General features: G+C 70.9%; 21 protein-coding genes. 16 read left to right on the top strand and 5 right to left on the bottom strand.

All coding sequences use genetic code 11. From position 1 onward, the window contains the following. Positions 1-43: 43 nt before the first annotated feature. The 11 genes from AB0A90_RS06220 to AB0A90_RS06170 all read left to right on the top strand — a co-directional run bounded on the left by AB0A90_RS06220 (position 44) and on the right by AB0A90_RS06170 (position 10,913). The gene (locus tag AB0A90_RS06220; protein WP_357242551.1) at positions 44-316 is read left to right on the top strand and encodes an acyl carrier protein; all 273 of its coding nucleotides are present in this window, start codon (positions 44-46) and stop codon (positions 314-316) included. Continuing rightward, entirely contained in the window at positions 313-1,419 is a 1,107-nt protein-coding gene (locus tag AB0A90_RS06215) for an acyl carrier protein (RefSeq protein ID WP_357242548.1), read from the top strand. Before AB0A90_RS06220 ends, AB0A90_RS06215 begins: the two co-directional genes overlap by 4 nt. Further along, on the top strand, positions 1,416-2,891 hold the full coding sequence (locus AB0A90_RS06210; protein ID WP_357242545.1) for an AMP-binding protein: 1,476 nt from the start codon (positions 1,416-1,418) through the stop codon (positions 2,889-2,891). Before AB0A90_RS06215 ends, AB0A90_RS06210 begins: the two co-directional genes overlap by 4 nt. Continuing rightward, on the top strand, positions 2,884-4,158 hold the full coding sequence (locus AB0A90_RS06205; RefSeq protein WP_357242542.1) for an alanine racemase: 1,275 nt from the start codon (positions 2,884-2,886) through the stop codon (positions 4,156-4,158). Before AB0A90_RS06210 ends, AB0A90_RS06205 begins: the two co-directional genes overlap by 8 nt. Then, positions 4,155-4,397: a phosphopantetheine-binding protein gene (locus AB0A90_RS06200; RefSeq protein WP_357242539.1), complete on the top strand. Its 243-nt coding sequence runs from the start codon at positions 4,155-4,157 to the stop codon at positions 4,395-4,397. The genes AB0A90_RS06205 and AB0A90_RS06200 overlap by 4 nt, the downstream gene beginning before the upstream one ends. Then, positions 4,394-5,572 (top strand): acyl-CoA dehydrogenase family protein, encoded by a 1,179-nt coding sequence (locus AB0A90_RS06195; protein ID WP_357242536.1) that lies wholly within the window; start codon positions 4,394-4,396, stop codon positions 5,570-5,572. Before AB0A90_RS06200 ends, AB0A90_RS06195 begins: the two co-directional genes overlap by 4 nt. Next, entirely contained in the window at positions 5,559-6,644 is a 1,086-nt protein-coding gene (locus AB0A90_RS06190; protein WP_357242533.1) for an acyl-CoA dehydrogenase, read from the top strand. Before AB0A90_RS06195 ends, AB0A90_RS06190 begins: the two co-directional genes overlap by 14 nt. Beyond that, positions 6,641-6,826, top strand: a complete 186-nt coding sequence (locus AB0A90_RS06185; RefSeq protein WP_357242531.1) for a hypothetical protein — start codon at positions 6,641-6,643, stop codon at positions 6,824-6,826. The genes AB0A90_RS06190 and AB0A90_RS06185 overlap by 4 nt, the downstream gene beginning before the upstream one ends. Next, complete coding sequence (locus AB0A90_RS06180) at positions 6,823-7,692, top strand: hypothetical protein (RefSeq protein WP_357242527.1); 870 nt, start codon at positions 6,823-6,825, stop codon at positions 7,690-7,692. Before AB0A90_RS06185 ends, AB0A90_RS06180 begins: the two co-directional genes overlap by 4 nt. Next, entirely contained in the window at positions 7,689-9,209 is a 1,521-nt protein-coding gene (locus tag AB0A90_RS06175; RefSeq protein ID WP_357242524.1) for an amino acid adenylation domain-containing protein, read from the top strand. Before AB0A90_RS06180 ends, AB0A90_RS06175 begins: the two co-directional genes overlap by 4 nt. Positions 9,210-9,407: 198 nt before the next feature. Next, the gene (locus AB0A90_RS06170) at positions 9,408-10,913 is read left to right on the top strand and encodes an APC family permease (protein WP_357242521.1); all 1,506 of its coding nucleotides are present in this window, start codon (positions 9,408-9,410) and stop codon (positions 10,911-10,913) included. Between the two features lie 65 nt (positions 10,914-10,978). Here AB0A90_RS06170 and AB0A90_RS06165 read toward each other — a convergent pair whose 3' ends face one another. Next, on the bottom strand, positions 10,979-11,602 hold the full coding sequence (locus AB0A90_RS06165; RefSeq protein ID WP_357242518.1) for a hypothetical protein: 624 nt from the start codon (positions 11,600-11,602) through the stop codon (positions 10,979-10,981). A 617-nt stretch (positions 11,603-12,219) separates the two neighbouring features. Here AB0A90_RS06165 and AB0A90_RS06160 point away from each other — a divergent pair. Further along, positions 12,220-13,431 (top strand): histidine decarboxylase, encoded by a 1,212-nt coding sequence (locus AB0A90_RS06160; protein ID WP_357242514.1) that lies wholly within the window; start codon positions 12,220-12,222, stop codon positions 13,429-13,431. Positions 13,432-13,436: 5 nt separating this feature from the next. On the opposite strand, the gene AB0A90_RS06155 is transcribed toward AB0A90_RS06160, so the two are convergent. Then, positions 13,437-14,495 (bottom strand): methyltransferase domain-containing protein, encoded by a 1,059-nt coding sequence (locus AB0A90_RS06155; RefSeq protein ID WP_357242511.1) that lies wholly within the window; start codon positions 14,493-14,495, stop codon positions 13,437-13,439. 598 nt (positions 14,496-15,093) lie between these two features. On the opposite strand from AB0A90_RS06155, the gene AB0A90_RS06150 reads away from it, so the two are divergent. Together AB0A90_RS06150 and AB0A90_RS06145 are read left to right on the top strand one after the other, a co-directional pair. Then, positions 15,094-16,698 carry a serine/threonine-protein kinase gene (locus tag AB0A90_RS06150; RefSeq protein ID WP_357242508.1) on the top strand — a complete coding sequence of 535 codons (1,605 nt, stop codon included), beginning with the start codon at positions 15,094-15,096 and terminating at the stop codon, positions 16,696-16,698. Positions 16,699-17,218: 520 nt separating this feature from the next. Next, positions 17,219-18,763: a non-reducing end alpha-L-arabinofuranosidase family hydrolase gene (locus AB0A90_RS06145; RefSeq protein ID WP_357242505.1), complete on the top strand. Its 1,545-nt coding sequence runs from the start codon at positions 17,219-17,221 to the stop codon at positions 18,761-18,763. 171 nt (positions 18,764-18,934) lie between these two features. Here the strand turns inward: AB0A90_RS06145 and AB0A90_RS06140 are convergent, their stop codons facing one another. Further along, a complete protein-coding gene (locus tag AB0A90_RS06140; RefSeq protein WP_357242502.1) occupies positions 18,935-19,570 on the bottom strand; it encodes a class I SAM-dependent methyltransferase in 636 nt (211 codons plus the stop codon). A 138-nt stretch (positions 19,571-19,708) separates the two neighbouring features. Continuing rightward, positions 19,709-22,939: a S8 family serine peptidase gene (locus tag AB0A90_RS06135; protein WP_357242499.1), complete on the bottom strand. Its 3,231-nt coding sequence runs from the start codon at positions 22,937-22,939 to the stop codon at positions 19,709-19,711. Between the two features lie 181 nt (positions 22,940-23,120). Between AB0A90_RS06135 and AB0A90_RS06130 the strand changes: the two genes are divergently transcribed. Both AB0A90_RS06130 and AB0A90_RS06125 read left to right on the top strand, forming a co-directional pair. Next, complete coding sequence (locus tag AB0A90_RS06130) at positions 23,121-23,621, top strand: sigma-70 family RNA polymerase sigma factor (protein WP_357242496.1); 501 nt, start codon at positions 23,121-23,123, stop codon at positions 23,619-23,621. Next, on the top strand, positions 23,614-24,327 hold the full coding sequence (locus AB0A90_RS06125) for a hypothetical protein (protein WP_357242493.1): 714 nt from the start codon (positions 23,614-23,616) through the stop codon (positions 24,325-24,327). Before AB0A90_RS06130 ends, AB0A90_RS06125 begins: the two co-directional genes overlap by 8 nt. A 33-nt stretch (positions 24,328-24,360) precedes the next feature. Here the strand turns inward: AB0A90_RS06125 and AB0A90_RS06120 are convergent, their stop codons facing one another. Further along, positions 24,361-25,023: a hypothetical protein gene (locus AB0A90_RS06120; RefSeq protein ID WP_357242489.1), complete on the bottom strand. Its 663-nt coding sequence runs from the start codon at positions 25,021-25,023 to the stop codon at positions 24,361-24,363. Positions 25,024-25,265: the final 242 nt, after the last annotated feature.

Raw genomic sequence — 25,265 nt, 5'->3', positions numbered from 1 at the left:
GGGCCGATCCGGCACCACCGTCCACTCGGGAAGGAGCGACAGAGTGCCCACCGGAACCGCCGACCGCGACACCGTTGCGGACACCGTGAAACGGCTCGTCATCGCACAGTCCCAGCTGACGATCAGCACCGGTCGGATCACCGAGGCAGAGCCGCTCGCCGGGCCGCTGCTGGACGTCACCTCGCTGGGCCTGCTCGCCGTACTGCTCAAGATCGAAGAAGAGTTCGGTGTCACGCTGCCCGACGACCTGTTCTCCGCCTCCCTGCCGCGCACCGTCGGCGACCTGGTCGACCTCGTGCAACGGACCGCCCGATGAGCGGCCCCGCCGCCGATCTCGGCGCGGCTCTCGATGCGCTGCCCGCCGACCTTTTCGACTGCGTACAGGTCAACCTCGCACTGTTGGCCGACGTGCGACACGGTCTCGGCACCCATCTGCGGCTCGGCGCCCGGCTCGCCTTCCGACCCCGACTCGACGACGGTTGGTGGACCGTCGAACCCGTCGTGGCCGACCAGGTGGAGCACTCGGCCGGGCTCCTCGGACTCGGAGTGGACGAGCGCTGGGACGCCTGCCCGGCGGACCGGGTGCCCGAGTTGATCGCCCGGCGCGAGCCCCTCTACGTCGTCGCCGACGCCTACCACCTGCCGTGGCTTCCCTACGCCGGGCAGGAGCACCTGCGACACAGCTTCCTCGTGCACGCCCACGACGACGGCATACGTGTCTGGGACGCCTACCGCAACGACACCCGTTGGGGGCCGGCGGTGCCGGGACACTGGGACCTGAGCGAGAAGGACCTGACCGCGGCACTCGGCGACACCGCCGACGTGATCAGCTTCGGCGCGGCGGCGCTGCCGGAACCGCGGCCGGCAGTCGAGTTCGACGACCCGACCGAATACCTGGCCGCGTACGCCGACGCCCCGGACCCGGCTGCCGCGTTCGCCCGCCTGACCCTGCAGACCTGGCTGCTCGCCCGGTCCCGGCTGCTGCACGCCGCCTACCGCGACATGGAGCTCCAGGAACATCTCGGGGCCTGGCAGGGGCTGGTTCAGCAGACCTACGTCGCGTGGCGGATGGTGCAGCGCGGCCGGCCCGCGCCGGAGGCCCCGCTGCGGCGACTCGGTGACCTGCTGCACCGGGACCAGGTGCTCTTCGCCGTACCGACGGCCGGCGGGCAGCCGTGGCGGCAGCACGTCGCCGAGGCTGCCGCGTCCGTCCTCGGCCTGCCCGTGCCCGCGGTGCTGGGTGGCACCCGGTTCGACGCCTCTCCCGACTACGGCTCGTTGCGGATCGTCGAGATCGTCGAGCTGGTGGAACGGGTGGTCGGTGTGGAACTGTCCGCCGACGACCTCGTACCGGAGAACCTGCAGGACCTCGACGGCCTGTGCCGGATCGTCGCCCGCGCCGGGACCGGCGCCTCATGACCCTGCTGCACGAACTCTTCGACAGGGCGGCCCGGCGTGCCCCCGACGACGTGGCCGTCACCGTAGGCGCGGACCGGGCCACCTTCGCCGAGGTGGTGACATCGGGTCGCCGGATCGCGGCCGGGCTGCTCCAGGCCGGTCTGCGCCGCGGTGACCGGCTGGTGATCGTGTCACCGCCGTCGGTGGTCCTGCCCGCCGTCCTGTACGCCGCGGCCCGCGTCGGTGTCGTCTTCGTCGTCCTGCACGAACAACTCCGCGGTGATCCGCTGCGGCATGTGCTCGAGGACTGCGAGCCGGCCCTGGTCCTCAGCGACGACGCGGAGGTCAGAGCCTCGGCGGTCGAGTCCGGGTCCGCGGCGGGCGACGTGAGCGGACTGGCCGCGGGGGCACCGCTGGACGGCTTGCCGCCGGGTGGTGAGCCGCTGACCGTGGACCCGGTGTGTCTGGTCTACACCTCCGGTTCCACGGCTCGGCCCAACGCGGTGGTCACCACCCACCAGCAGATGCTGTTCGCCGTCGCGGCCATCCAGGAGGCCGTCGGCTATCGCCGCGGCGACGTGGTGTTCTGCCCGTCACCCGTCTCCTTCGACTACGGGCTGTACCAGCTCTTCCTCGGTGCGCTCAGCGGCGCCCGGATACACCTGGCCGGTCTGACGGCGACCGGCCCCGGCCTGTCGGCGGCGCTCACCGCGACCGGCGCGACCGTGTTCGCGGCAGTCCCGTCGGCGGCCGAGATGCTGGCCCGGCTACTAGGCCGTGGTGGTGAGCCGCCCACGTTGCGGCTGCTCACCACCACCGGCGCGGCGATGCCCGCGGACCTGCTGCAGACGCTGCGGTCCCGGATGCCGCAGCTGCGGACCCAGGTGATGTACGGCCTGACCGAGTGCAAGCGGGTCGCCATCATGCCCCCCGACGGTGATCGGGAGCGGCCCGGGTCGAGCGGTCGACCGCTGGCCGGGACGGAGGTGTTCGCCATCGACGGCCAGGGACGTCGTCTGCCCGACGGTGCCGTCGGTGAGCTGGTGGTCCGCGGTCCGCATGTGATGTCCGGCTACTGGCGGCGCCCGGAGCTGACCGCCGACCGGTTCCGGGTGGAGGAGGGCCTCACCACCCAGCTGCGCACCGGCGACCAGGGTCGGGTGGACGCCGGGGGATGGGTCTACGTCGACGGTCGTACCGACGACATCTACAAGGAACGCGGATACCGGGTGAGCGCCACCGAGGTGGAGGCCGCGGCTCGCCGGATACCGCGGGTCACGTCCGTCGCGGTCCTGCCACCCCGCGACGGCGTGCGGTCGGTGCTGGTCGCCGTCACGGAGCTGGCCCCGGAGACGGTGCTGGACCGGCTGCGCGCCCATCTCGAGGTGTTCAAGATCCCGCAACGGTGCGTGGTCGTCGACGGTCTGCCGCTGACCAGCAACGGCAAGATCGACCGCAGGGCGCTGACCACCCTGGTGGGCGGCCATGCTTGATCCCGCTCTGGCCCGGCACGTCGCGGCCACGGCCGGCACCCCGGCTTACGTGTACGACCTGGCAGCCGCGCGGGACAACCTCGCCGCCCTGCGCATCGCCCTGCCCGAGCGGACTGACACGTACTACTCGGTGAAGGCCAACCGTCACCCGGAACTGCTGCGGGCGCTGCACCACGCCGGCAGCCGCGCCGAGGTCTGCTCCCCGGGCGAACTCACCGCCGCCCTGGCGGCCGGCTGGGACCCCGACACCATCCTGTACGCCGGACCCGGCAAACGCGACCTCGATCTGCGCACCGCGCTTGCCGCCGGAGTGCGGCACTTCTCGGTGGACTCGCCGCACGCCCTGGACCAGCTGAACCGGTGCGCGGAAGCGGCCGGTGTGCCGGTGTGGTGCCTGCTGCGGATCAACGCCGACGCGCCCGCGTCCCGGCCCGGCCTGACCATGACCGGGGTGTCGTCGCCGTTCGGTGCCGATGCCCGCTGGGTGGCGACCGCCCCGGAACGGTTCGGGCACCTGCCGCACGTGACCGTGACCGGACTACACCTCTACATGGGCACCAACCTGACCACCGTGGACGATCTGCTCGCCCAGTTCACCAGCAGCCTGCGAACCGCCGCCGACCTGCGCGAGGTGCTGCGCGCCCAGGGCGTACGCCTGGACGTGCTCGATCTCGGCGGCGGATTCGGTGCGCCGTTCGCCCGGGCCGGCGGTCGCCTCGACCTGTCCGGGCTACGTGAACCGCTCACCGCCCTGCTGGACGCGGAGGCACCGGACTGGCGGGACGGCCGGCCCCGGATCGCCTTCGAATCGGGCCGCTACCTCGTCGGTACCGCCGGCACGCTGCTCACCCGGGTCCTCGACGCGAAACCGTCGCACGGCAGCAACCTGGTCGTCCTCGAGTCCGGCATCAACCACCTCGGCGGCCTGTCGGGGCTGCGCCGCCTCCCACCGCTGGTGCCGTACCTGGTCCCGGTCGACACGGCGGCGCCTGCGGCGGACATCGTGCCGACCACGGTGTGCGGCCCGCTGTGCACCCCGCTGGACGTCTGGGCGCGGGCCGTCGAACTGCCCCGGCTCGAACCCGGCGACCTGCTGGCCGTACCCAACGTCGGCGCCTACGGCCTGGACGCGAGCCTGCTCGCCTTCCTGGGCCACCCGCTGCCGGCCGAGGTGGTTCTCGACTCCACCGCCCCGGACCCGGCCACCTGGCACGTGTCCCGGATGCGCCTGGTCCGTACCCCGATCTCCCTGGGAGAGCCGCTGTGAATCCGGAGTTCGTCGCGCTGCTGTCGCGTTTCCTCAAGTACGCCACCCCCGACCAGATCACCGACGACGCCGTACTTCACGATCTGGGCCTGGACTCGATGCAGTCGATCGAGCTGCTCTTCGCCATCGAGGACGACTTCGGTGTCAGCCTTCCCGACGAGGCGTTGACCGAGAGCACGTTCGCCACTGCCGGGAGCCTCTGGGCGGCCGTGCGTACCGCTCGCGGTGACGCCCCATGACGGCGGTGGCGGCCACGGCCGTCGACCTGGCCGGCCGGGTGGAACGGGTCACGGCGGTGGCCCGGGAGCACGCGCGGCGTACCGACGACGAGGCGGTCTTCCCCACCGAGGCGCTTGCCGAACTGCGCGCGTCCGGGCTGCTGGCGTTGATGGTGCCGGCCGCGTACGGCGGGCTGGGCGGCGGCCCGGCAGAACTGATCGACTGTGCCGAGTCGCTGGCCCGCGCCGATCTGTCGGTGGCGCTGATCTTCGCGATGCACTGCCAGCAGGTCGCCACCGTCGTCAGGTATGGCGGCGATGAGCTGCGGGCCACCCTTCTGCCGCGCATCGCCGCGGGCGAACGCTATCTGGCGTCGGTCACCACCGCCGCGGGCACCGGTGGCCACCTGTTGTCCGCGACCGCGCCGTTGCGGGACACCGGGGAGGGGCTGCTGATCGAGCGGTTCGCGCCGATCGTCACCGGCGGTGCCCACGCCGACGGCTTCCTCATCACCATGGGCAGCCCCGGCACGGACGCACCCGGACAGGTCTGCCTCGTCTACGCCGAGCGCGAGCAACTGCGGATCACCGAGTCGGGCCAGTGGCAACCGATGGGCATGCGGGCCAGCCACAGTGTGGCGCTACGGCTCACCGGCACCGTCCCCCGCCACCAGTTGATCGGCGCGGAGCACGGGTTCCGGGAGATCTCGCTGGCCCTCTTCTCGCCGCTGGCCCACCTCGGCTGGGCCGCCTGCTGGTTGGGTGCCGCCGCCGGGGCGCTGTCCCGGGTGGCGACCCTGCTGCGCAGCCCCGACGGCCGGGAACGATTCGACCACCGGTCCGAGCTGCTCCTGACCCGGCTGGCACGGGCCCGCCATCGGATCGACGCCGTCCACGCGCTGCTGCGGCATACCCAGCACATCGTCGAGGACGGCGGTGACCTGTCGGCCGCGCCGGTGCAGATGCTGCTCAACGGCCTGAAGGTGACCGCGGCGGAGTCGTGCCGGCAGGCCGTCGAGGAACTCGTCGACGCGGTCGGGTTGCGGCACGGCTACTTCAAGGACTCGGACACCTACCTCGAACGGGTCCTGCGGGATCTGCGGTCGGCGGCGCTCAACTACCACAACGACCGCCTCGACCTTGCCGATGGACGGCACGTGCTGCTCGATCGGAAAGTCACCCATGTCGGTGGATGAGCGGACGTCAGGGGCCGGGGACGCGGTGGCCCGAGCGCTCACCGGTGACCGCCCGGTGTGGTCGGCTCTGGGGGCGTCCGGCCTGATCGCGGCACTGTACGAGCCGGGCGGACGCGTCAATTCGGAACGGCTCGGCCGGCTGCTGGCCGCGGTGGACGCGTCCCAACCGATCGGCGTCACGCTGGGTGTCTGCGTGCAGGTCGCGGCGGCACTGCCGCTGCTGCGTACGGCCCTGCCGGACCATCCGCTGACGGCCGAGGTGACCGCCGGGCGGGCGGTGCTGGCGCTTGCCGCCACCGACAGCGGCCGAGGTTCGCAGCTCAGCTCGCTGGGCAGTGGCTACCGGGTCGACGGCGACCGGCTCACCCTGACCGGCGCGAAACGGTGGATCACCAACGCGCGTACCGCCGACGCGTTCCTCGTGCTGGCCCGGCACGAGGAGGGCCGGCACTTCACCAGCTTCAGCTTCGTGCTGGTCCCGGCCGACACTCCCGGTGTGACAGTGACCCCGACCCGTACCGAGTTGTTCGACGGGGCCGGGCTCGGCGACGTGGCGTTCACCGGCGTGCAGCTCCCCGCCACCGCCGTCATCGGCGGCCGTGGCCGAGGGATGGCCCTGTTCGCCCGGCACATCGCCACCGAGCGACTGGCCGGTGGCCTGTGGGCGGTCGCGCTGTGCCGGCGTGTGCTGGCCGACACCGTGGAACGCCTGCGCCGGCCCGACGACGGCGGCACCTCGCTCTGGCAGGACCCGGGCGTACGGCGGAACGTGGCCGGATGCCTGGCCCGGGTCCACGAACTCCGCGCGGTGTGCGTGACCGCCGGCCCGTGGGTTGCCGAGCGCCACGACTCCGCAGCCGCGGCCCGGGTCAAGATCGCCACCGCCGACACCGTCGACCACGTGCTCGGTGAATGCGCTCGCCTGCACGGCGCGGCCGGGTTCCTCGACGGCGGCGTCCAGCGGCTGCGCACGGAGGCGGCGGTGTTCGGCATCGGTGGTGGTGTCGGCGAGGTGGCCCGTGAGCTGCTCGCCGACCGCGTCGACGACCTCCTGCACGGTCTCGCCTGGTGACGGTGGTCGAGGTGGACACGGACGTGTGGACGGCGGGCGGGTCGTACCCTTCCGGACCGGACCTGCCCACCCTGGCCGGGTGGTCCACGACCGGCGTCAGCATCTCGCACGACCGGGGTACGACGGCGGCCGCGGTGGCGGTCGGCCGCCTGGCCGTGGCCCACGGGACGGGGAGCCGATGACGAACTGGGCGGAGCTGAGCTGCTACACCAGCAACCTGGCCGCCTACCTGGCACCCGGGCGGCCGCACCTGCGGTCCGAGCTGGCCGACGCGGTACGTCTCGCGGTCCTCCCCGCGACGACGGCCCTGTCGCATCACGGCCGTATCGACGGCGGCAGCCTGGGATATCTCGGGACGGGCCGATGGGCCGAGGCCACGGCCGGGATCGCCGCCGAGCTGGAGACCCGTGGCGCGGTCCTGGCGGTCGCGAACACCGAACAGCTGCCCTGGTCTCCCGAGTACCAGCGCCGCGCGACCCCGCACTGGGTGCTGCTGACCGGCCGCCCCGGGGGCCGCTGGCAGGTGGAGGACCACTTCGCTGCGACGACGCCGCATGGTGAGCATCGTCCGTACCACGGGCCGGTCACCGACGACGAGCTGCGGGTGCTGCTCACTCCGGTCACCACAGCGTCCGGTGAGGTCGCCAACCGCGATCGGCACGCCCTCGGCGAGCCCGTCGAGGTGCCACCGCCGTCGCAGTACCGCTGGCTGGCCCGTACCGCCGCGGTGCGTCCTCCCGTGGAGCCGGGATGGCTCACCGGCTCGGCCGCCGTGACGCACCTCGCCGCGGCGGTCGAGGGCCCGGCGAGGCTCGCCGCACTGGCCGACGACCTGTGGGCGGCGAGCCGGCACCAGGTGTTCCGCCACCGGGTCCGGTCGGCCGCCGGGCTGACCGACCCGGCGGTGGCCGCGGCCGCCGTGTCCGCCTGGGAGGACCTGCCGCGGGCTCTGCGGTTCGCCGTGGAGTCGGCCGGCCGTGGGCGGCCCCGGCCGGGTGTGGTCCGGGCCGCGTTCGACCGGATCAGCACCGAGGGGGTAACCGCGTGAACACCCTGTACGACTGGTTCGCCGAGTCCGCCGCCCGGCATCGGGACCGGATCGCGCTGGATCTCGGAGCCAATCAGCTCCGGTACGGGGATCTCGACGATCTCGCGGGCCGGGTCGCCGCCGCGGTGGTCCACCGGCTCGGACAGCCCCCGCGCCGGCTGGGGCTGCTCGCGGCACGCAGCGCCGGTGCGTACTCCGGGTATCTCGCCGCGTACCGGTTGGGCGCCACTGTCGTACCGCTCAGTCCGGCGTATCCGCCCGCGCGGACCGCGGCCATCGCCATGGCGGCCGAGCTGGACCTGGTCCTCGCCGACGCCGGCGGCAGCGCCGGTGCGGTGCCGGTGCTACCGGTCGACGATCGCGCCCTCGCCGCGCTCCCACCGGGCGACGGCAGGCCCGCAGACCACGGGGACGCGGCCCGTCCGGCGTACATCATGTTCACCTCCGGGTCGACCGGGACGCCGAAAGGCGTGCCGGTCACCCAGGCCAACGTGCTCGCCTTCCTGCGGGCCGTGACCGGACGCGCGGAGCTGACCAGCGACGCCCGGGTGTCGCAGATGTTCGATCTCACCTTCGACCCGTCGATCTTCGACCTCTTCGCCACCTGGGGCGCCGGAGCGACAGTGGTGGTGCCGCAGCCGGCGGACCTGATGGCGGCGGTCCGGTTCGTCCGGCAACGCGAGATCACCCACTGGAGTTCGGTGCCGTCGGCGGTCGCCATCGCGCGGCGGCTACGGCAGCTCGGCCCGGACCGGATGCCGACGTTGCGATGGAGCATGTTCTGCGGCGAGCCGCTGTCCGTCGACGCCGCAGCCGCCTGGCAGACGGCCGCGCCGAACAGCGTCATCGAGAACATGTACGGACCCACCGAACTCACCGTCACGTGCACCGGCTACCGCCTGCCGGCATCGCCCGCCGACTGGCCTGTCACCACGAACGGCACCGTGCCCATCGGGGAGCCCTACCCGGCGGCCGACTGGCTGCTGCTCGACGAAGACCTGCGCCCCACGGCCGAGGGAGAGCTGTGCGTCCGGGGTCCGCAGCGGTTCCCGGGCTATCTCGATCCGGCGGACGACAGCGACCGGTTCGTCACCGGCGCCGCCGGCCGTTACCGGCTCCGCCACGGCCCACCGTCCGGATCGGACTGGTACCGGACCGGGGACCGGGTCCGCCACGAGAACGGCCGGCTGATCCACCTCGGCCGGCTGGACCACCAGGTGAAGGTGTCCGGATACCGCGTCGAACTCGGCGAGATCGAGGCGGTCGCCCGGCGGCACCCGGAGGTCGCCGAGGCGGTCGCCCTGGCCCTCCCCGTGCCAGCGGGTGGTGTGGATCTGCACCTCGCCTACGAGGGGCCGGTGGCCGACGAGGAGAAGCTGCTGGCCCTGCTGCGGTCCACGCTTGCCCCGTTCATGGTGCCCCGCCGGGTCACGCGGTTCGAGGCCCTGCCGCTCACGGCCAACGGCAAGATCGACCGGATTCTGCTCGGCGAGGTCCTGCGATCAGGTGACCGGTAGGTAGCCGGCAAAGCCCCGCGCGGTGGTCAGCGACGCGCTGCGACCGAGGGCCGCACCGTGGACACACACGGCGCAACGCCCGCCTCCGATGAGTGATCACATCTATGCTTCGCTGCTCGCTGTGACGGCGAAATCACCTGTAAGGTCATCGAGTCCCGTCGCCTGACCGATTTGCCTTAGACCTGGGGAGGTTGAGTGATGGTCACGTCCCCTGTGACCCCCCTGACGGTGTCCGCCGAGCGAGGGCTGGCTCGCAAGACACTGCGGATGAGTTCGCTTGTCACATTCGGCGCGACCGCATCGTCCCCGATGGCCGTGCTCGTCGGCGGCATCGTGGCCACCTATGCGGCCACCGGAAACACCGGCGTGGCCAGCAGTTTCCTGCTCCTGACCGTCGTGATGCTTCTCTGGGCGCCGGGGTACATCGCCATCGCCAGGTACGTGCCACCCAGCGGGATCTTCTACACCGCCCTCGCTGCCGGGCTGTCCCGGCCCGTCGGCGTCGCCGGTGCGCCAGTCGTGCTGCTGGCCTACAACACCATCCAGATCTCGCTGTACGGCCTGCTCGGTTCGGTGGCAAGTGGACTGATCGGCGGCCCGTGGTGGGCGTGGGCTCTCCTCGCCTGGGCGATCGTCGCGACATTCGGTCTGCAACGCACCGGCATCAGCACCGCCATGTTCGGAACCATCCTGGTCGTCGAGGTCGCACTACTGCTCGTCTTCGTGCTGATGGGGCTGGCGCACCCGGCAGGTGGTCACCTGACGTTCGAGGCGCTGAACCCGACGCAACTGTTCGGCGGCGGGGTGGTGGCCGGCCTCGCGGTCCTGCCGCTGGGTATCGCCGCGTTCTTCGGCACCGAAACCCCTGCCGCGTACGGTGCCGAGGCCCGCTCACCGCGGGCGGTGTCGCGGAGCATCTTCTGCGGGATCCTCGGCCTGGGCCTGCTCTACGCCCTGTGCGCGTGGGCGATGGTGGCCACGGTGGGGGCGGACCAGGTCGCTGATCTGGCCCGCGACCCGTCGGTGCCGCTGCCGTTCGAGGTCTTCTCCACCTCCCGCGCTGGTACGGCCGGCGTGCTGCTCGTGGCGCTGGGCAACCTGTTGCTGATCAGCAGCGTCCTCGCGGCGATGATCAGTTTCCACAACAGCGTGGCGAGGTACGTGTTCACGCTGGGCAAGGACCGTCTGCTGCCGGCGCGGCTGGCGACGATCCGTGAGGGCGGCTCCGGTGCGCCGCAGGGCGGATCGGTCGCCCAGTCGATCACCGCTCTGATCGTCCTCCTGTTGTTCGTGATGAGCGGCGCCGAGGCGCTGACCATGTTCACCTGGCTGTCCAACATCGCTGCGGTGAGTCTGATGCTGTTGATGGCGGTGAGCTCACTCGCCACCGTCCGCTTCTTCGCCGGGGGCGGTGGGCGCAACGAGTCGCTGTGGGCGCGGATGATCGCACCGACGCTCGGCGGTATCTCGATCGCGGTGATCCTGCTGGTCACGCTGATCAACATCAGTGCCGCGCTGGGTACGCCACCCGGGTCACACCGGGCGTGGCTGGTGCCCGGGACGGTGGGCGCCTTCGTCCTCGTCGGCGTGCTGTGGGCGGTCAGCCTGCGGCTTCGCCGGCCGGAGCTGCTCGCCTCCGTCGGTGTGCGGGAGACGAACCCGACGCGTCAGGTTGACGAGGATCTGGGCCACCTCACGCTCTGAACGTCCTCGAAGGACACCGAAGGCGGGGCCGCGTGTGCGGCCCCGCCTTCGCTCTGTCGAGCTGGCTACGCTGCCCCGCCTCTGCCCTTCCCGATCCGTTGAGCGCCGTGGTGGACCAGGGTGGCCAACTGGGCTATGCCAGTCCAGATGGGCGCGTCGCCCGGGTGGCTCTGCAACGGCCGCCACGCCTCGTACGTCGGCGTCGTCGACTGGATCAACGGCTTCCTCCACGGGTCGGTGGGCCGATCGACGAGAATCCGCGTCTCCTCGGGGTCCATCAGCTGGATGTAGAACCGTCCCGGGATCCGATCCTCGCCCTCCACCTGCCGCATCGTCTGCTCCCAGGTGCCCAGCGGACCATCGAGCGAACTCACCGCGATGCCGATGAACGTCGAGTCGGCGTTGACCCGCTCGTCGACCCGGTTACACATCTGCGGCGGCTGACGCGGGTCCAACCCGCCGTGATCGAGGTAGTGCTGTGCTGTCTCGGTCAGGTCGTACAGCAACCTGGGCAGGTTTGACACGTCCTCGCCAGCCTTGTCCAGACGCGTCGCCGCTCCGACCTCGAAAACCGGTCGGTCCGGTGTGGAGCCCGGGAACGGCACCGCGTAGAGAAACGCGAAGCCGTACGGGCACAACGGGCTACGCCGGCGCTGGGCCCAGGCGTGGCGGCCGTGCATGGTGTTCATCAACCCGACTCGGCTCAGCGCGGAAGACCGCAGCGAGGCCCAGATCCGTCGTGTCTCGGGATCGCTGACCGGGGGCGCGGCGGGGGGCGACTCTCGCGCGGCCGGCGGCGGATCGGGTGGTGGCGGCTGCGCGGGAGACGTCGAATGCCACGATGCCGGCGGGTACCGCTCAGCCGCCGGGGACGGCACCGCACTCGTCGGCGCCACCCAGGCATGCCGGCTGTCCGGCACCGGCGCCTGCTGGTAGGGCGACGTCTGGTTGTCCGGTTGCTGGTCCCAGGGCGCCTCCGTCGTCCAACCGCCACTGGCGGACGCCCTCCAGCTCTCCGCAGTCCACTCAGGAGGGCCTGGCTGGGTCGCTCGCCTGTCATACACCACGATGTAGTCCTCCCCGGAAAACCGTCGCCATAGCCTCTCATTGCACACGCACCGCGATCAACCGCACACCACCAGTCCGTTCGATCGCTCGACAAAGGACTGGTTGCCCGCCGGGCGTAATCATGGTCCACTTTGTGTTTTTGGGTGCCTAACAACGGAGTGCTCGTGACCACCCCCTGCCATCAGCGATGCGGTCTGCTGGTCCGTGATGCCGTGAGTGCCGCGACGGCGGGTCCGCGATGAGCGCTCCCACCAGCGTCCCCGACAATCTGTCCCTCGCCGCCCAGATCGAGAACCTTCTCGCCAGCCTGTCGAAGGATCGCTCGATCGGCTTTCCGGCCGCACGGGACATCGACTACGGGCCAACGCTTCCGCTCTTCCAGATGTTGATCAACAACGTCGGCGACCCGGAGACCGCACCGGACACCGCCCACACGAAGGCGTACGAGCGGGAGGTCCTCAACTGGCATGCCGACCTGTTCCGCGCTCCAACCGGTGACCGGTGGGGCTACCTGACCGGCGACGGCACCGAGGCCAACCAGGCGGCGATCCTGCTGGCGCGAGACAGGTTCGCGGGCGCGGATCCCGTCCTCTACTACAGCCAGGCCACTCATTACTGGATCAACAAGACGGCAGGCATGTTCGGCCTGCCCGAGGTGGTCATCCGCACCGACAACACCGGCGAGATCGACTATGACGATCTGCGCGGCGAGCTCGCCCGACGCCGGGACCGCCCGGCGATCGTCGTGGCCAACGCTGGCACGACCGTCACGGAGGCGGTCGACGACCCGGTCCGGATTCGCACCATCCTCTCCGACCTGGCCATCCGCAAGAACCACCTGCACGTCGATGGCGCGCTCGCCGGCGTCCCGCTGGTCCTGCTGCCGGAGCGGCCGGTGGCCCTCGACCTCGACGGCGTGATCGACTCGGTCGCGATCTCGTGCCACAAGTTCTACGGCACCACGATCACCGGTGGACTGGTCCTGACCCGCCGCTCACTACAACGCGCGGCCCGGCGAATCGCCTACACCGCCACGACCGACACCACCATCGGCGGATCCCGCACCGGCCAACTCGCCGTGCAGATGTGGTACGTGATGCGGCTCTTCGGCGAGGACGGGCACCGTGAGCGCGCCGAACAGGCCCGTGAGACAGCCCGCTACGCCCACTCGCTCCTGGCCAGCATCGGCTGGCCCGCCTGGCGCAACGTCCACGCCTTCACCGTGTACTTCACCACCCCACCGCTGACAATCGCCCGTCGCCACGGGCTCTCCAATGCCGACGGTGGCATCAGCCACCTGATCTGCATGCCAGGTGTCACCCGCCAACAGATCGAGGCCCTCGTCGCCGACATCGCCACCGTCAAGGGCACCGACCAGCCCAGCCCCAGCCGGGGTGTCCGGCGGCTCGTGCCGGTCGCGCAACTTCCCCTCAGCGCCGAGCGGCCCTGATCGCTCTACCAGCCGGCTTCGGTGACGATGCCGGCACGCCGGGCACGCGCACGCCACCGCGCCAGGTTGGCTGGCAGGTGGAACGGCTCCGCAGCGGCAGGGTGAGCCAGGACAACCTCGGAGATCCTCCCGGCGAGACGGATCTGTGTGCTCATGGTGACGACATGGCCGAGGCTTGCGATCCTGGCCGGAATCTGGAGTTCGGCGTCGCCCAGAGCGCAGATCCGTCCCTGCGTGGTGAAGGCGTCAGACAGCCGCGCCCAGAAGGGGTCGAGAGACCGGCGCAGCTCACCGCTGCCGGAAACCGCAACGTTCCAGGGCGGATTCGTCACCATCGCGTCGAGGGATCCCGGTGTCCAGGCAGCTTTCCCCGCGTCGGCGACCGCGAACCGGACCCGCACCCCTGCGCGTTCCGCGTTCCGGCGTGCGTTACCGACCCGAGTGGCATCGATGTCGCTGGCGGACACGTCGGCGCCCGTTCCGAGCAGGGCGGCCTCGATGGCGATCGTGCCGTCTCCGCAGAACGGGTCGATCATCGTCTGGCCAGCAGCGAGGTCCGCCAGCATCGCCAGCATCGCGGCCACTGGAGGGTGCAGAGTCCCAGGTCCCGCCTCCTCCTTGTAGCCTCGCCGGTGCAGGGGGCGTTGCCCGAGCCGGAGCGCAGCGACAGCCGTCGGCCCGCGGAGGAACAGCCGGACGGTCAGGTCGGGATCCTTGGGGCGCACGCTCTCCGTGCGCGGCAGGTGGGTGCCTCCGAGCCGGTCCTGGAGCAGACGTCCGGTGCCGTTCTCCACGTCGAACCGGTTGTAGGTCCGTCGCCCTTCGAGGCTCGCGACGACATCGAACCTGAGCGCTTCGGGAAGTTCACGGAGCGCGGACACGGCCGGGATCGAGGACCTCCACTCCAGCCGCGCCAGTTGGGTCGCGAGTGGCGAAAGATCCGCCTTGGTGTGTCCGACACCGCCGACCTCACCCACCTGGACGAAGAGGTCGTCGACGGTCTTGAGGCGTGCGACGGCCGGCTCGGGCCGCTCGGTCTCGAAGCTCACCTCCCTGGCCGCCATGGTGATCATGGTGGCGCCGGCGATGTCCCGCTCGATCTCCGCGGCCGAGATCCACTCCAGCCCGCGAACCGTCCGAGCGATGTAGCGGAAGGTCACGAGCCGGATTCGTGGTCTGCGCGGGAAGGTGCACCGCTTCGGCCGACGACGGTCGGCGCGACTTCCGCGGGGTCCTCGCGGTGAGTCATGGTGGGTGTCACCGACGCGGTCAGCCTTCCTGGTCACATCGGTCGAGAGCCGGCAACGCAGACCCGCTCGCTGACATCGGTGCTGGTAGGGCTCTCATCATATAGCTCCTGCGAGGGCGTCCCCCGCCGGAGCAACACCGAGGCCGAGGAGTGCCGTGAGGCCCCGACCGCAGCACCTTCCTCGCGGGCTGCACCACAGCTCATCGGAACGCTCCGGACCTGTCTCCTGAACACGCCCGCACCCGCTGCGGCGTCCGCGCCCGGGGCGCCGACGGGGGAACCCCGAGGCGTGGACGGCATCGACAGGGTTTGGTGGGCGGACGATAGGCTGCGGGCGGCAGTCGAGTGACCTAAGGGGAACGGGTGACAGGCGGAACGGTTCGCGCGGTGATCGCGGTCTGCGGGCATCCGGCGTGAGCAACGGGATGCGTCCCGGGGACCCGGCCCGCCTCGGTGGGTACGACGTGCTCGACCGGCTCGGCGACGGGGGCATGGGCACTGTCTTCCTGGCCCGGTCTCCGCAGGGTCGGCAGGTGGCGGTCAAGGTCGTCCGGCCGGAGTTCTCGCATGACGAGGAGTTCCGTGGTCGGTTCCGAAGTGAGGTGAACCGCGCCCGCCAGGTTCCACCGTTCTGCACCGCCGAGGTCCTGGACGCCGACCCGGACCACAACCCGCCGTACCTGGTGGTGGAGTACGTCGAGGGCCCCAGTCTGGCCCAGGTGATCAGGGATCGAGGGCCGCTGGGGGCCGCGCAACTGCACAGCATCGCGGTCGGGGTGGCAACCGCGCTCACCGCCATCCATGGCGCCGGGGTGATCCACCGAGACCTGAAGCCGGCCAATGTCCTGGTCGCACCGGGTGGGATCAAGGTAATCGACTTCGGCATCGCCCGAGCTTTCGAGGCGACGAGCCAGCACACCCGGACCAACCAGATGGTCGGGACCGTCTCGTACATGGCCCCGGAGCGCTTCGACGCGTCGTCCGGCCACACGGTGGGTCCGGCCGCGGACATCTTCGCCTGGGGCGCCCTGGTCGCTCATGCCGCGACCGGCCGTAACCCGTTCGGGGGTGACTCCCCGACCGCCGTCGCGATGCGGATCCTCACCCAACCGCCGGACCTGACCGGCCTCGGCGGTGCGCTGCGGGAGTTGGTCGCCCGGGCGCTGGAGAAGGATCCCGCTGCCCGGCCCACCGCCCGGGAGTTGCTCGACGAACTGTTGACCGCCGCGAATCAGCGGGGTGCTGCCGAGACAGCCCAACGCCTGGCTGAGATGCCGACAGTGCGTGCGGCACAGGCGCACGGTGCTGCCGACCAGGGGCGGCGTTCGGAGCCGTCCGGCGGGCGTGCGGGCTCGGGCCGGCGTCGTTGGCTCATCGCTCTGGGGTCGGTCGTCGCGGTGATCGCGGTGCTGGTGCCCGCCTTTCTGTTCGGCCCGCGACTGCTGGACGACCAGGCCGGACCGGCCCCGGCCGGTTCGACGGCGGCGGGGAGTCAGGCGGCGAGCGGGGCATCGGCCGCCGCGTCCACGCCAGCGGCCAAGCCGACCGGTTCGCCGTCGGCCGCCGCGGACCCTACCCAGGCCATCCTGACCGGACAGCGGCGAATCCTGGTGCACGTGGTGGAGATCGACCGTGATCTGTCACTGCCGTCGGACGGCGAGGTCGTGGTCGGTAGCGGGACCGGCAAGGACGCGCTCTTCGTGCTCGAACCGGACGGCGTCGAATACATGATCAAGTCGTTGAACCCGGAGATCGCCCACCGACCGTGCCTCGGGGTCAAGAGAGATGGGGACGACGACAAGTTGTTGGTAGGGGCCGAGTGCCGGCCGACCAAGGCAACTCTGTTCTCGATAACTCCTGAGGGCAAGGACGACAAGGGGCGCACCTCCTACGTCATCGTCAACGAGGAGCACGGCGTGGTGCAGTGGGACGAGACCAGGAGCGAGATCTACGTCGAGTTCATGGGTGATGCCCCGGTCGACACCACCTTCAGCCTGGTCGACCGAGGCGCGGTCTGAGGCGGGCGCACCCCGACTGCGTCGCCGAGCCCCCACCCAGGGGCCATCGTTGCCTGACCCACGTCTCCTGAACCTGGGTGTGGTGCGCTGTGGCGGCGGTCCGGCCGGCTGCGGCGGTCCGGGTTGACGTTGCCCGAATAATGGGCAACCGTCGATGTTGGCGCCAACGCATCGGCTCCTCAAGGGCTCCGGCTGCGGCCCGTGCCGACGAGTTGGGGGCGGATGCCTGCACAGGCCCGGTGGGAGGCGATCCCGCCCTGCGGCACGACACGTCACCGCCTGATGTTCCCAGCACGTTACGTCTTGACGAACGGCATGTTATCGCTCACAGTCGATGGCTAAGGACGACGACATCTATGGCTTACCGGGGAAGCCTGCTTCGTCGACCCCCGAATCGGTCGTGCGTCAGGGCATGTAGGCGTGTTGTTAGCGCTAACTTCCCCGACGCATCGCCCGGACACACGTCGCGGTGCGCCCACCCTCGGGCAGGCCGTTCGGCTTTGGTCACTGAAGGAGGATCATGTCTGCCCTCGATAGGTCTCCATCGATCGCACCGCCGTCACGGCGGCGTTGGTGGTTGCCCCGCATTATCGCCGCTGGCGCGGCGGCGGTGCTGGTCGGCGGTGCTGCCGTCGCGGTGGTGTCGTCGCCCGCCGCCGCGGCGACTGTCGACACGAGCGCGTGGTACGTGTTGATCAACCGCAACAGCAACAAGGCCCTGGACGTGTACAACCTGGCCACGAACGACGGTGCCCGGATCACCCAGTGGACGCGCAACAACGGCAACCAGCAGCAGTGGCAGTTCGTCGACTCCGGCGGTGGCTACTACCGGGTGAAGTCGCGGCTGTCCGGCAAGGTGCTGGACGTCTCCGGCCGCTCGACCGCCAACGGCGGGCCGATCGTGCAGTGGTCTGACAACAACGGCACCAACCAGCAGTTCCGGTTGGCCGACTCGGACAGCGGCTACGTCCGGTTGATCAACCGCAACAGCAACAAGGTGATGGAGGTGCAGGGCGCCTCGACCGCCGACGGTGGCAACATCGTGCAGTACGACGACTGGAACGGCACGAACCAGCAGTGGCAGTTCGTCCGCGTCGACGGTGGGAGCAACCCCACCACGCCGCCGCCGTCGTCCCCGCCGCCGGGTGGCGTGTGTGACCTTCCCTCGACGTACCGCTGGTCGTCGAGTGGCGTGTTGGCGACTCCGAAGTCGGGTTGGGTGTCGCTCAAGGACTTCACCGTGGCCCCCTTCAACGGCCAGCAGTTGGTCTACGCCACCACGCACGACTTCGGCGACAGCTGGGGTTCGATGAACTTCAGCCTCTTCTCGAACTGGTCGCAGATGGCCTCGGCCACCCAGACCGGGATGAACTCGGGGACCGTCGCCCCGTCGTTGTTCTACTTCGCGCCGAAGAACATCTGGGTGCTCACTTACCAGTGGGGGGCCGGGGCGGCGTTCCACTACCGGACCTCGACCAACCCGACCAACCCGAACGGCTGGTCCGCGGCGCAGCCGATGTTCACCGGGAGCATCACCGGTTCCGGTACCGGGCCGATCGACCAGACGGTCATCGCCGACGACACGACCATGTACCTGTTCTTCGCCGGCGACAACGGCAAGATCTACCGGGCCAGCATGCCGATCGGGAACTTCCCCGGCAACTTCGGCAGCAGTTACACGACCATCATGAGTGACACACAGAACAACCTGTTCGAGGCTCCGCAGGTCTACAAGCTGAAGGGTCTGAACAAGTACCTCATGATCGTCGAGGCGATCGGCTCGACCGGCCGCTACTTCCGCTCGTTCACGGCGACCAGCCTCAACGGTACGTGGACGCCGCAGGCCGCGACGCAGAGCAACCCGTTCGCCGCCAAGGTCAACAGTGGTGCCACCTGGACCAACGACATCAGCCACGGTGAGCTGCTGCGCACCAACGCCGACCAGACGATGACAGTCGACGCCTGCAACCTGCAGTTGCTCTACCAGGGTCGTTCCCCCAGCTCCGACGGTGTCCCCTACGGCCTCCTGCCGTACCGGCCGGGTCTGCTGACCCTCCAGCGCTGAGTCGTGACGTAGGTCTGACTCGTTGCTGACGAAGGACCCGTGGCGGACAACTCCGCCACGGGTCCTTCCGCGAGATGGCGACGGGCAGGCGCGGGGTCTGGCTCGATCTGGGTGCCGCTGCTCCCCGCGCTGGGACGAACGACGTTCGCGGTCGATGCTGCGTCACCCGCGCTACTCGGTGGGACGGCGTGCGCCGCTCACGCAGGTGAGCACCTGCCCCTTACCGCGAGTGGCGCTCGCCGTGGTTGTCGCGAAGCCGTGGGCCTCCAGCAGCAACGTGGTCGAGGTGAGGTTCGCTGTGGCGTGTGCGGCCGTGGGCCGCTCGCCGAAGACGTAGAGCCGCCCATCGGGCTTCAGCAGGCTCCGCACTCGCTCGATCTGCGGTGTCGCGTCGCCCAGCCAGAACATGCTGACGTTCACTGCGAAGATCTTGTCGAAACGGAGTGGGTCAAGGTCGGCCGACTCGAACCCGACACAGCGAATGTCAGCTCGGCCGGCGTTGACATGGGCAACGTTCCGGTTGGTGGCAAGTCGCACCATCGTCGCAGCCCGATCGATGGCGACGATCCGACCGGTCGTGAGGCGGCTGGCGACCAGAGAGACGGCGGCTCCCCGACCGCATCCGATCTCCAGCACCGTGTCGTCGGGGGCGACAGTCATCGTCTCCACTGCCCAGCGCTGCCGGTGGTGCGTCGTCGTCCGCCCCGGCTCGTCCGGCAGGGGAATGCCGTTTCCGCTGGTGGAAGCCGAATGGCGGATGGGCAGAGTGCACTTCACGGCGTCGCCCGAGGTGCCTGCTCTGCTCACACATCTGATTTCACCCTGCCGGACGAGCCAGTGCACCGTGTCCTCGATCACCGACGGCGGTGCCGTTACCGCCGTGGCGCACCGAGGCCCGGCCCGGGGCGGCAGCTCAAGCGCCGCCACCCCGGGCCGGACGGTGTGTCAGGCGATCCGGTAGGCCCGCTGGATCGTCTCCGTGACCGTGTTGCCGGCGGTGTCGGTGGCCGTCAGCCGCAGCGAGACGAACCCGGCTCGCCGGGGGTGGCTGATGAGGGCCACGTTCCGGAGCACCGGCAACGCCACCCACGTCCTGCCGTCGTCGAACGACGCGGACACCCCGAGGGTCCGGTTGGCGGCCGCCGTCGAGCCCGCCTGCCGGTCCAGCGCCACCGGGACGGCCGCGATCCGGCCCGTCCGGGCCGTGTTGGTGTCGTCGAGCACGAGCGTCGGCCGGACCGTCGTCAGCGGCAACCGTTGCGGCGACGTGGTGTGCGCCGAGGTGAAGGTCCAGGCCACCGAGACCGACGTCGACAGGGTGTCCGGCGCGCCGCGGGTGGCCGTCGCCTCGAGCCGGTACGTCGCCTTGCCGGCGGGCACCGCGAACTCGGCCCACGGGCTGTCCGAGGTGCCGATCTCCTTGCCGTTCCGCAGCAGCCGGACCTGCACCGGCCGGTCGTCGCGGGTGGCGGGGCGACCCGTGGCATCCCCGAACAGGGGCAACGACGCGATCGAGATGGTGTCGCCGTCGCGGCCCGCGTACCCCAGGGGTGTCAGCGTCGGCGCCTGCGCCACGGTGGGGCCGAAGGGCGCCGCGTTCCAGGTCTGGGTGTACGACCTGCCCGCCGTGAAGGTCGACGTCTGCGTGGTGGCATTGTCACCCTCGACGAACGTGGACGTCCAGGTGATGCCGCCGTCGGTGTTGTAGTACTCGGTGCCGCGGAACGGCAGGTCGAGCGGCGTTCTCGAACCGATCGGACCCGAGCCGCCGGGCGCCGCCGCACGGTGCAACCGGACGGCCGTCGTCGCCGTGGACTGGCTCCGGTAGGTCGTCCGGACGGTGGCCAGGTTTCCCGGTGAGAGTTTCCTGGTGAGGCCCGTGAACATGTCGCCCGGGCGGACGTACGCGAGGTCGTACGTGTAGGGGCTGTTCCGGAAGGTCCCGTGACTGCCCGGACGGGCGAGCCCGACACCCAGCGTCGCGGTGAACTCGGGTGCCGCGACGGCGGGTCCGATCCGGCCGAAGAAGACGTCCCCGAACGACACCCCGCTGAGCTGCACTCCGGGATAGCGGAAGCCGTCGTCCCAGTTCGCACTGACGTTGATCGCGACGGGCGCGGCGTCCGGCTGGGGCACCGTCAGCGCGACCGGCTTGGCGGTGCGGGCGTCGACGGCCTCGGTGACCGGGCCGCGTACGTCCAGCACGGGCTGCACGAGCAGGGTCGACGCGTCGCCCTCGTGGATGGTGCTCCAGAGTGCGTACCGGCCCTTGGGCAGCCGCAGGGTGCCGCCGCCCGGCGCCCCGTCGAGGGTGCTGAACTCTCCGGTGGCCAGGTTCGCCGCCACTGTCGTGTAGTCGGTGGCCGGTCGACCGTCGCGTTCGGTGTGGGTGAGCCGTACGTCGTAGCTCTCGATCTCGCGGTTGAGCGCGAACGGCGTGCGTACCCGCAGGTCGCCGGCTCCGGTCGCGGTCAGCGCACCCTGGTAGACGCCGTCCGGGGCGTCCACCCGCGTGTCCACGGTGATCGTCGCCTCGGCGCGGCCACCGGCCGGCACCACAAGCGTGGTCGGGCTGACGGTGAGCATGCCGGCCGGGGCCGGGGCGATGCCCAGCGTCAGGGTGACCGGCGCGGTGCCCGTGTTGCGGTAGCCGACGACCTGGGTGACCGGGGTGTCGTCGGCGTGCGGCCAGCGCTGGACGGGGAAGTCGATGGCGGCGACCTCGGCGGCGACCGGTTGGGCGACCGCCCGGGCGATGTCGACCCGGCCGGCGCCCTGCTCGTAGATGGTGTCCTGGCCGGTCGGCTTGGCCGAGTCCATCAGGGCGGCCTTGAGCTGCGGGCCGGCCCAGTCCGGGTGCTGCCCGGCGAGGATCGCGGCGGTGCCGGCCACGTGCGGAGTGGCCATCGACGTGCCGGACATGGTGGCGTACTGGCCGCCGGGCGCGGCGGCCACGATGTCGACGCCCGGTGCGCTGATCTCGGGCTTGATGTGGTTGTCGCCGACGCGCGGACCCCGGCTGGAGAAGTACGCCCGCTGGTCGTCGGCGTCGACAGCGGCGACGGCGAGGGCGTCGTCGGCGGAGGCCGGCGAGGAGACCGACTTCGGTTTGCCCTCGTTGCCGGCCGCGACCACGAAGAGGGTGCCGTAGCGGTGGCTCAGCTCCTGGACCGCGGTCTCCAGCGGGTCGAGGCCGGGGGCGTCGTCGCCGCCCACGCTCAGGTTGACCACCCGCGCCTGCGGCGCGAGCCACTGCATGCCGGTGATGATGTCCGAGTCCTGGCATTCGGTGGTGGCGCAGACCTTGCCGACGAGCAGCTTCGCCCCCGGCGCCACCCCGCGGTACCTGCCGTCGGAGGCAGCGCCGCTGCCCACGATCGTCGACGCCACGTGGGTGCCGTGGCCGACCGCGTCGCTCGGGTCGTTGCCTCCGGTGAAGTCACGGACCTCGGTGAGGTGTCCCGCGAAGTCGGGGTGACCGGCGTCGATCCCGGTGTCCAGCACGCCCACGGTGACACCGGTGCCGTCGAACCCGGCCTGCCAGGCCGTCGGGGCACCGATCTGCGGCACGCTGCGATCGAGGGAGACCGTGCGCTTGCCGTCCAACCAGATGTGGGTGATCCCCGCGGCGAGGGTGCGCCCGGCGGCCGTCCCACGGGTGAGCGACCCCCAGAGCGTGACCCGGTCGGCCGGTTGCGCCCGCACGGCCAACGCGTGGGTGGCGGGCAGGTCGGCCCGGACCCGCGCGGCACCCCCGACGGTCGCGGCCCGCGCCTGCGCCGACGCGTTCTCCGGGTACGCGACAAGCAGCGGCAACTCGGCGGCGCGGTCGTCGTAGCCGAACCCGCCGAGCACGGTGAGGTCGAACAGCCGACGGTCGAGGCGTCCGTCCCGCAGCAGCGGCATCGCGTCCACCGGGATGACGAACTGGTGGCCGCCCTCGCGGCTGGTCACGAACCGCATGCCGGGCCGCCCCGGCCCGCGCTGGATCGTCGGGTGACCGCTCGCGTCCAGCGACACCTCGTCGCCGGTGATCAGCGTGAAGGTGCCGGGTCTGCCGTCGACCGCGCCCTCCGGCCGCACCCGCGCGCTCGCCGGGGTGGCCGTCAGGCCCGCCGCCACCAGCGCCATCGCGAGTACGCCGGCTGTCAGCGCGCGTCGTTGCCGTCGTCGCACATCGTCCTCTCCGCCACGGGCGTCTCCCGGGACGGCACGATGACGCCTGGGCAGGACGTTAGGTTGATCACTCTGCTGTGACGGTCACCACAATCCTGCCCCGCGCTGAGGTGTCCGATTCACCCGGAAGGGTTGCATGCGGCGGTGACCAGCGGACGCGGCAGGGGAGGGCACCGGTCGGATGCGTGACGCCGAGGAGTTCGACGCCCTCTACGCGGCCTGCGCGGGCCGGGTCGTGGGTCACGTGTACGCGCTGACCGGCAACCGGGCTGAGGCGGAGGACGCCGTCGCCGAGGCGTTCATGCGGGCCTGGCAGCGCTGGCGGACGGTACGGGAGGCGGACAGCCCGGAGGCGTGGGTCCGCCGCGTCGCGTCCCGGATCGCGGTGAGCAGTTGGCGCAAGACGTTCAACCGGGTACGCGCGCATCGCCGGGCCGCCGTCGACCAGGGCGTTCCCGGACTGAACGAGGACCACGTCGCCCTGTTGCAGGCGTTGCAGCGGTTGAGCGTCAACGAGCGCCGGGCCGTGGTGCTGCACCACCTGAACGATCTCAGCGTCGCCGAGGTGGCAGCCGAGATGCAGGCCCCCGTCGGGACCGTGAAGACGTACCTCGCCCGTGGTCGACGAGCGATGGCCGGGTTGCTGACCGATGCGCACCAGGAGGAGACGTCCCATGGCTGATCCACGCGACGACCTCACCGCGATCGTCGACGAGGTCCGGCGAGTCGCCACGCTTCCCCCCGCGCAGACGTTGCGGCAGCGCAGCGACAGGCGTCGGCGGCATCGGACGACGATCGTCGCCGCCGGTCTGGCCCTCCTGGCCGGCACCGTGGGCGTCGTCGTCTGGACGACCCCGAACCAGGTCGAGACGCCGGAGGTGGGTGTCGGCCCGGTGAGTCCCGTCCCGTCGTCGGCCCCGGTCGTTCCGTCCGAGACCGCGACGGCCAGTCGACAGGACATTCTGGGTGGCCGACGTCAGGTCCAGATCGTGCTGCCCGGCATGCGTGGGGCCGCGTTGGTGATCGACGAGGGTGGCGACCAGGTGCGGGCCCGCACCGATCGGGGCAGCGACGACCGGGCACTGTGGGTGCTGCGCCCCGACGGTGACGGGTTCCGGATCGTCCTGGCCGCCCCGCCCGACGCCGACCAGGTCTGCATGACTGTCGTGCACGACGCCGCGCCGGGCAGCGTACGCGGGCGGACCTGCGAGGTGGCCCTCTCGACGCAGCGCTTCCGGATCGAGCAGGTCGCCGACGGCAGCTACTCGATCTTTCAGGGGAAGCGCTACGTCCAGGTGGTCGACGGCACCAACGCCCTGGTCCCCGACCTGCCCGAGGGCCTCACCACCACGTACGAGTTCGAGGATCGTGGGCCGGTTCCGCGCTGAGCCCGCACCGTCACGGCCCGGGGCGGACCGCTGTCAGAGCCAGACCACGATCCCGGTCAGGTCGTTGAGGACCGCCGCCACACCCGCCCGGATGGCTGCCGCGCAGCGCTCGCCGGTGAACGACTTCGGGTCGTACGTCGAGGACATGCCGAGCCCCTCCCCGCGGAACGACGCGCCTTCCCAGTCGACGGACGTGACGTTGTGGGTGGGCTCGGCGAGCTCGGCGCCCACCACGAGGAACTTCTCGTCCAGGTGGTTCGGGGTGACCAGGGCGAGGGGGTCGATGAGGTCACCGCCGGCGCTGACGATGAGATCCGGTTTCATCTCCATGGCCTTGGCGATGCTGGGAACGGCATCGTGGGCGTTGCCGACGGTGATGGTCCGGAGATCCGCGTGCTCGTCGTCGGCCCACTCCCGCACGGCCGTCACGAGAGCCTTGGTCGGGTCGTCGGTGCCGGCGGTGAGTAGGACGACCCGATAGTCCTTCGGCGGGTGGACCCCGGCCCACGAACCGGGTCGCGGCGTGATCGTCGCCTCCGGAGCGGGGGTGGTGGAGGGGTCGACGAATCCAGGGCCGAGAGTCCCCACGGCGCTGGGTGCGGGGTGCGGCTGGGACCAGTCGTCGCCGGAGTCGCAGGCGGCGACCAGTGCGGCGGTCGCGGCCAGCATGGCGACGGCCCGAAGCGGGGGGCGCAAGGTGGTCGTCCTTTCGAGTGGTGGCGGCAACCTCGTATTCCTATCTCAATTCCCCGCACCGGTTATCCGCGGGCGGTCCTTCGCGGTAGTTGTTTTCCGGCGGTTCGTCGACGCGCGGGCTGGTGTTTACCCACGCCATGCAACGTGCACTGGCCAACCGAGGGAGTCGCATGTTGGGGCGCATCCGCCGTACCGTTATCTGCACCGCTGTCGGGATTGCCGCAGTGGTGCTTCCATTTTTG

This window comes from Micromonospora sp. NPDC049204, from assembly GCF_040647935.1.
Taxonomy (GTDB): domain Bacteria; phylum Actinomycetota; class Actinomycetes; order Mycobacteriales; family Micromonosporaceae; genus Micromonospora.
Note: the sequence above shows the minus strand (reverse complement) of the source record. Positions and strands in the feature narration are given on the sequence as shown.